6 protein-coding genes are annotated in these 6,872 nt (G+C 72.8%); 2 read left to right on the plus strand and 4 right to left on the minus strand.

The window, feature by feature from the left end; genetic code table 11:
• The 4 genes from Q7F20_RS17145 to Q7F20_RS17160 form a co-directional block, all read right to left on the minus strand.
• The coding region (locus Q7F20_RS17145) for an ABC transporter permease (RefSeq protein WP_305741275.1) at window positions 1-1,331 on the minus strand (1,331 nt) is incomplete at its 3' end.
• A gap of 87 nt (window positions 1,332-1,418) precedes the next feature.
• Window positions 1,419-2,147: a glycosyltransferase family 2 protein gene (locus tag Q7F20_RS17150; RefSeq protein ID WP_305741276.1), complete on the minus strand. Its 729-nt coding sequence runs from the start codon at window positions 2,145-2,147 to the stop codon at window positions 1,419-1,421.
• The gene (locus tag Q7F20_RS17155) at window positions 2,144-3,493 is read right to left on the minus strand and encodes a PIG-L family deacetylase (RefSeq protein WP_305741277.1); all 1,350 of its coding nucleotides are present in this window, start codon (window positions 3,491-3,493) and stop codon (window positions 2,144-2,146) included. The genes Q7F20_RS17150 and Q7F20_RS17155 overlap by 4 nt, the downstream gene beginning before the upstream one ends.
• Window positions 3,490-4,518 (minus strand): acyl-CoA dehydrogenase, encoded by a 1,029-nt coding sequence (locus Q7F20_RS17160; RefSeq protein WP_305741278.1) that lies wholly within the window; start codon window positions 4,516-4,518, stop codon window positions 3,490-3,492. Before Q7F20_RS17160 ends, Q7F20_RS17155 begins: the two co-directional genes overlap by 4 nt.
• Before the next feature lie 105 nt (window positions 4,519-4,623).
• Between Q7F20_RS17160 and Q7F20_RS17165 the strand changes: the two genes are divergently transcribed.
• The gene (locus Q7F20_RS17165) at window positions 4,624-5,364 is read left to right on the plus strand and encodes a response regulator transcription factor (protein WP_031274250.1); all 741 of its coding nucleotides are present in this window, start codon (window positions 4,624-4,626) and stop codon (window positions 5,362-5,364) included.
• Window positions 5,361-6,872: cell wall metabolism sensor histidine kinase WalK (locus Q7F20_RS17170; RefSeq protein ID WP_305741279.1), on the plus strand; the 1,512-nt coding region annotated here is incomplete at its 3' end. The genes Q7F20_RS17165 and Q7F20_RS17170, both read left to right, overlap by 4 nt.

Consider the following 6,872-nt stretch of genomic DNA (forward strand, 5'->3'; position numbering starts at 1 on the left):
CCGCTGCCCGCCGCGGCGGTCGCCGCTCCGCCCGGGAACCCGCCCGCCCCACCGGGCCCGCCGCGGGTCGTGCTGGAGGCGCTCGCCGAGATCGTCGGGGCGATCACGTTCACCACGAGGATGCCGATGAGGCCGGCGACCGCTCCGATGACGCCGCCGATGAGCCCCTGCACGAGGGACTCGCCCGCGACCTGCCGGGTGATGCGGCCGTTCGACCAGCCGATCGCCTTGAGCGTGCCGAACTCCCGGGTGCGTCGGGTGACGCCGGAGATCGTGAAGAGGATCGCGATGAGGAACGCGGCTGCCAGGACGATGACGGACAGCCAGGTCCCGAGGTTCGAGACTAGGCTCGACGCGGTGCTCAGCGAACCGGACACGCTCGAGGCGAGGTCGGACTCGGTCGAGACCGTCGCGCTGGTGAGCTGCTTCTGCAGGGCGGACTTGATCGTGCTGACGTCGGAGGAGGACTCGGCGGAGACGTAGATCGAGGTGACCTTGCCGTCGAGGTCGGCCAGTGACTGCGCGGTGTCGAGCGGGATGTACGTGTTGGAGCCGGTGGTCGACGACGATCCGGTGGACGACACGATGCCGATGACGGAGAAGTCTCTCCCGCCGATCTCGATCGTGTCACCGACGGCCTTCGACTCGCTCTTCGCGTACGAGGCGTCGAGCACGACGACGTCCTTGCCGGCGTCCTTCGACGTGAAGGTCCGTCCCTCGGTGAGCTCGGTGCTCGTGAGCGGGCCGACCGCGTCGCCGGAGACCGGGATGCCCGTCACGGTGAAGGAGTCGACGTTGAACGAGCCGCCGCCGAAGCCGCCGCCGCCCTCGCCGCCGCTCGGCGGCCCCTGCTGCGTCGAGGTGTCGCTGCCGTCGCTCGAGCTGCTGCTCCCGCTGTCGGACTGCTGCTGGACCTGGCCCGAGAACGTCGTGTTCTCGAGGGTGAGGACGCCGGTCGCGGCCTTGACCCCGCTCGTCCCGGACACCGTCGTCAGGTCGGCGGTGCTGAGCGTGCTCGAGCCCCGGGAGACGGCGAGGCGAGACTGCGACAGATCGGTCGATCCGCTGCTGCTGTCGGAGCCGCTCTGGCTCCCGAAGTCGAAGCTCGGGCGGCCGGTGGCCGAGCCGGTCGGTGTCTCGGTCTTCGTCACGGTGATGTCCGTGCCGACGCCGTACACGGACTGCAGCACGCTCGCCTGCGCGGCCTTCACGCCGCCGGAGATCGAGGACACGATGACCACGAGAGCGATGGCGAGCGCCATCCCGATCGCGATGATGACGGTCTGCTTCTTGCGGTTCGTGAGTTCGCGCCTGAGGTAGGTCAGGAACATGGTTCTCCTCGGTGTTGGGGTCGAGGAGACCGTAGGGAGGCAGCCGATGAGTGGTGCTGCCGGATCCCAAGAACTTCCGATGAAGCCTCAGCAGGCGTCGCCGTAGGTCCGACGGAGGTGCTCGGCGTAGCCACCGGGCGTCCGGCCGTCGAACCTCCCGCTCGTCACCACGGGGAGGTCGGTCGTCGCACGGACGTCGAACCCGAGGGCACGCGCCCGCTCCACCAGCCGGACGTCCTCGTGCTCGGGTACCGGGTCGAAACCGCCGACGGCCAGGCACACGTCGCCGCGGAGCCCGAGGTTGGCGCCGTGCACGTGTCCGAGTGTCGACCCGGGCGGGTGCGCGAGCGTCCACCGGGCGAGGACGACGGGGTCGAGGTCCGCCGGGTCGGGGACGACCGCGCCGACCAGGACGTGCGCGCCGTCGGCGTGTGCCTCGACCTGCTGCACGAGCCAGCCCGGGTCGACGCGGGAGTCGGCGTCGGTGTGCGCCGTCCACCGCTCGGAGGGCTGCGGGCCGGTCGCGAGGGCACGGGCGGTCCCGACGGCCCGCGCGCGTCCGACGCCGAGGTGCGCGGTCTCGACGACCTCGAGGGGGACCTCGGTCCACAGCGGGTCCGCCGCAGCCGACGCCCGGAGGACGGGTGCGGTCCGGTCCGTGCACCCGTCCAGGACGACCACCACCGCCACCGCGACGGCGGGGTGCGCGCGCCGCAGGGCCCGGACCGCGTCGGCGAGGGCGTCGACGCAGCCGGCGATGCCGTCCTCCTCGTCGTGCGCGGGGACGACGACGTCGACGCGTGCGGGGAGCGTCACGGGGTCAGCCCCTCGGCCGTCGCGACGGAGACCACGTCGGAGCCGGGGAAGACGCTCAGGACGAAGTCCTCCTCGACGTGCCGGACGAGTGCGGGCCGCGGCCAGCGCTCGGCGATCCGGGCATCCACCGCGTCGCCGGAGGTCACGGCGTCGTCGTCGGGGTGACGCCAGTGGCAGGCGACGAGCACGCCGTCGTCGTCGAGGGCGCCGAGCACGCGGTCGATCGTCGCGTCGAGGTCCGTCGGCGACAGGTAGTACCCGACCTCGGACAGCACGACGAGGTCCCACCGTCCGTCCGGCCACTCGGACGGCAGCTCGGCCTGGACGAACCGGGCGGCCGGCGCCCGGAGTCGGGCACGTTCCAGCGGTGCCGCGGCGATGTCGGTGCCGAGGACGGCGTCCGTCCGCTCGGTGAGCGATGCCGTCAGGACCCCGGTGGCACAGCCGAGCTCGAGCGCGGACCGGTACCGCTCGCGGGGGAGTGCGGCCAGGGTCACGGCACGCTTCCGTCGCTCGTACCAGGAGCCCTCGAAGTCCCAGCCTTCGGGCTTCCGCTCGTAGTGGGCGTCGAACGATTCTCGGGAGCGCGACGTCGGCGGCGTGAAGAACCACTCCGTCGACCGGAGGTGGTGCGCGGCGTGCCTGGTGTCCACGATCGCCTCGTCGCCCGGTGCCGGCGAGAGCGGACGGGTCTGTGAGGGGTAGGCGTCGAGTGCGGCGCGCTTGCGGTCCAGGACCTCCGACGACAGCGCCAGCGACCGGGCGCGGTCCCACGGCGCCGCCGCCGCGGTCGGATCGTCCCAGTGCCACGCCCAGATCGGGTACTCGAGCAGCTCGGCCCCCGGTGCGCCCGCGACGACCTCCGCGGCTACCTCGCCCGCGATGCGGTGGTCGCGGTGCCCGTCTCCGTGCCACGGTGCGACGACGAGCACGGGACCGTCGACCGGTCGGAGGCGCTCGGTGAGTGCCTCCCGGAGCACGTCCGGGTGCTCGCGGAGCCCGCCGTCCGGCACGTCCAGGACCTCCGCGCTCGCCGCGGGGGCGAGGACGGCCAGCGCAGCCCGGAACTCGCCGAGCCGGATCGTCCGGAGCCGCTCGGGGGAGGTGCTCGGCGAGTCCGGGTGCGACCCCTCGCCGCGGGTGACGAGCAGCACGTGCACGGAGACCCCGGCGTCGGCCGCCGCCGCGATGAGCCCGCCGGCGCCGAGCGTCTCGTCGTCGGGGTGCGGCGCGACGACCACGACCCGAGCGATCCCGTCGAGCCGCACCGGCACCGAAGACACGGTCTGCAGGAAGGACGTCCAGTCCTCGGGGTCCGTGCCCGGCTCCCGGTGGTCGAAGCTCACCACGCGACACCGCCGCGCTCGACGACGATGCGGCCGATGCGGGCGAGGTCCCGCTCGCCGTGGTCCTGCAGCACGTAGAGCTCGAGGTCCGCGACGCGTGCGGCGACCGCCGGGTCCGAGGTCAGGGGAGCGGGACCGACCGTCCGGACGACACGCTCGCGGACGGCGTCCACCGCTCGCCGTACCCGCGAGCGCGTGGTCTGCGCGAGCAGGGACCAGTCCGGGGCGGGGCCGTCCGCCGACTCGTCGATCCGCGTCGCGGCGTGGGCCAGCGCGTCCTCGGCGTCGGCGAGGTCCAGCACCGTCGCACCGAGCGCGGCCTGCAGCAGCTCGGACCCCGGCCGCGCCACGGCGAGGTCGCGGAGCACCCGGGCGAGCCCGATCGCGCCACCCCACCAGCACGCCGCGACGCCGATCCCGCCCCAGGCGAACCCCGGACGCGCGAGGTACCAGCCGGGAGCGCCGACGGGCGTCGCGTGCACCCCCGCGAAGTCGACCGGGCCGCTCGGCACCTCCGGCATGCCCCGGGCGACCCAGGCATCGTCGTGCACGGTCACACCGTCCTGTCGCAGGTCGACCGCGAACAGCTGCCGGTCGTCCCCGACGTGGGCAGTGACGAGCGCGTGCGACAGTGTCGAGGCCAGCGAGCACCAGGGCTTCGTGCCGCGCAGCTCGACGCCCGCCGCCGTCGGTGTCGCCGTGAGACGGACTCCCGGGGCCTCCGCGGCGTACACACCCCAGGTCGACCCCTCCGGAGCCCGCACCCCGGCCTGCTCGAGCACGGCGAGCGCGTCGAGGTGCGGCTCGACCGTCCGGGCGGTGGCGACGTCCGCGAGCGCGACGGCGGCGAGCGTGGCGAAGGACCCGCCGGCCGTCCCCGCGGACAGCAGCGGTGCGGTGGAGGCGACCCACCTCGCGAAGGCGAGCCGGTCGGTCGGGGACGAGCCGTGCCTCCTGGCCGTCTCCTCGATCGCCCCGACGTCCACCTGGTGGGTGGCGACCGGCCAGGCGGAGGAATGCAGCATGCACCTGACCCTACGGACGCGGTGTCCGATCTGCGCGAGCTGATCCACAGAGCGCGGAAGGCCGCTCCACAGACCGCTCATAGGAAACTCTCGATACTCGAAGACGTGACCATCTCCCAGCCTGCAGCAGCCCCGCGCCTCACGCGTGCCGACGGAACCCCGTTGCGCATCCTCGTCGTCGACGACGAGGCCAGCCTCACCGACCTCCTGTCCATGGCGCTCCGCTACGAGGGCTGGGACGTCAAGAGCGCGAACGGCGGCCAGGACGCGCTGAGCACGGCGCGCGAGTGGAAGCCGGACGCGATGGTGCTCGACGTGATGATGCCGGACCTCGACGGTCTGCAGGTGCTCAGTCGCCTGCGGCAGAACAACGACGACACCCCCGTGCTGTTCCTCACCGCCAAGGACTCGGTGGAGGACCGCGTCACCGGTCTCACCGCGGGCGGCGACGACTACGTCACGAAGCCGTTCTCGCTGGAAGAGGTCGTGGCGAGGCTCCGCGGACTCATCCGTCGCTCGCAGATCTCGATCTCCGAGGCCGGCGACTCGCGCATCGTCGTGGGCGACCTCGTGCTCGACGAGGAGTCGTACGAGGTGTCGCGCGCCGGTCGGCCGATCGAGCTGACCGCCACCGAGTTCGAGCTTCTGCGCTTCCTCATGCGCAACCCGCGCCGCGTGCTGTCGAAGGCGCAGATCCTCGACCGCGTGTGGTCGTACGACTTCGGTGGCAAGTCCTCCGTCGTCGAGATCTACATCTCCTACCTGCGCAAGAAGATCGACGCGGGTGAGACCCCGATGATCCACACGGTGCGCGGCGTCGGGTACGTCATCAAGCCGACCTCGTGACCCTTCGTCGGCGGCTCGTCCTGAGCATCGTCGCGCTCGTCGTCGCCGTCAGCGCGGTCATCGGTGCCGGGAGCATCATCGCGCTCGCATCCATCCAGACGGGCACGATCGACAGTCAGCTCTCGAAGGCGACCGACCGTGCGAGCACGAAGTTCGGCGAGGGACAGCAGAACCCGAACGGGCAGCGCCCCGGCGACGACTCGCTGCAACCGCTGGGGCAGGCGGCCGGGACGCTCACGGCCTACTACCTGCCCGGAGGCGGGGCGTACGGCATCGTGCTCACCGACGGCGGCACACGATTGCAGCTCAGCTCCGAGCAGCTCACGCGGATCGGGAACGTGAAGGTCGGCGTCGACCCGGCCACGATGGACCTCGGCGGGTCCCTCGGCCGGTACCGGGTCGCCGCCGTGCAGGTCGACAACCCCGTGCTCGGGCAGGCCGTCCTGGTGGTCGGACTCCCGATGTCGCCCGTCTACGAGAGCGTCCGGTCGCTCCTGTTCGTCGTCGTCATCGTCGTGGCCGCAGCGCTCGTCGCCGCATCGGTGGTCGCCGCCGTCGTCGTCCGCCGGTCCCTGCGGCCGCTCGAACGGGTCGCCGAGACCGCGTCGACCGTCGCCCGGATGCCGCTCGAGCGCAGCGACGCCCTGCAGGACGTCCGTGTCCCCGACACCGACCCGCGCACCGAGGTCGGCCGCGTGGGCAGCGCGTTCAACCGGATGCTCGGGCACATCGCCGGTGCCATGCAGGCCCGTGAGCGCTCGGAGCAGAAGGTCCGGCAGTTCGTCGCCGACGCGTCGCACGAGCTCCGGACGCCGTTGGCCTCGGTCCGCGGGTACGCCGAGCTCACGCGTCGGATGGGTGCGGACCTGCCGGAGGACGTCGTGTACGCGATGAGCCGCATCGAGTCCGAGTCGAAGCGCATGACGACCATGGTCGAGGACCTGCTGCTGCTCGCCCGCCTCGACGAGGGCCGCGAGATCCAGTTCGAGGACGTCGACCTCACCGGGCTCGTGCTCGACGCCGTGAACGACGCCCACGCCGCATCGCCCGACCACCCGATCGAGGTCGACGTCCCGTCGACACCCGTGGTCGTCGTCGGGGACGCCGCCCGGTTGCACCAGGTGATCGTCAACCTCGTCACGAACGCCCGGACGCACACGCCGGACGGCACCCGCATCACCGTGGGGCTCGCGCCCGCGGCCTCGGGCGCCGGCGTGGACCTGACCGTGCGGGACACCGGGCAGGGCATCGACCCCGAGTTCCTGCCGAAGCTGTTCGAACGGTTCGCCCGCGCCGACAGCTCGCGCTCGCGGACGGCGGGGTCGACCGGCCTCGGGTTGGCCATCGTGGACGCCGTCGTGCAGGCTCACGGGGGATCGGTCGACGTGACGAGCGAGCCGGGGGACACCGTGTTCACGGTGCACCTGCCGGCCGAGCGGCCCGCGGCCGACGCGGCGGCGCCGTCCGGCTCGTCCGCGGCGCCCTCGCCCGGCTCGTCCGCGGCGTCG

It is taken from the genome of Curtobacterium sp. A7_M15, from assembly GCF_030705415.1.
Taxonomy (GTDB): Bacteria; Actinomycetota; Actinomycetes; order Actinomycetales; family Microbacteriaceae; genus Curtobacterium.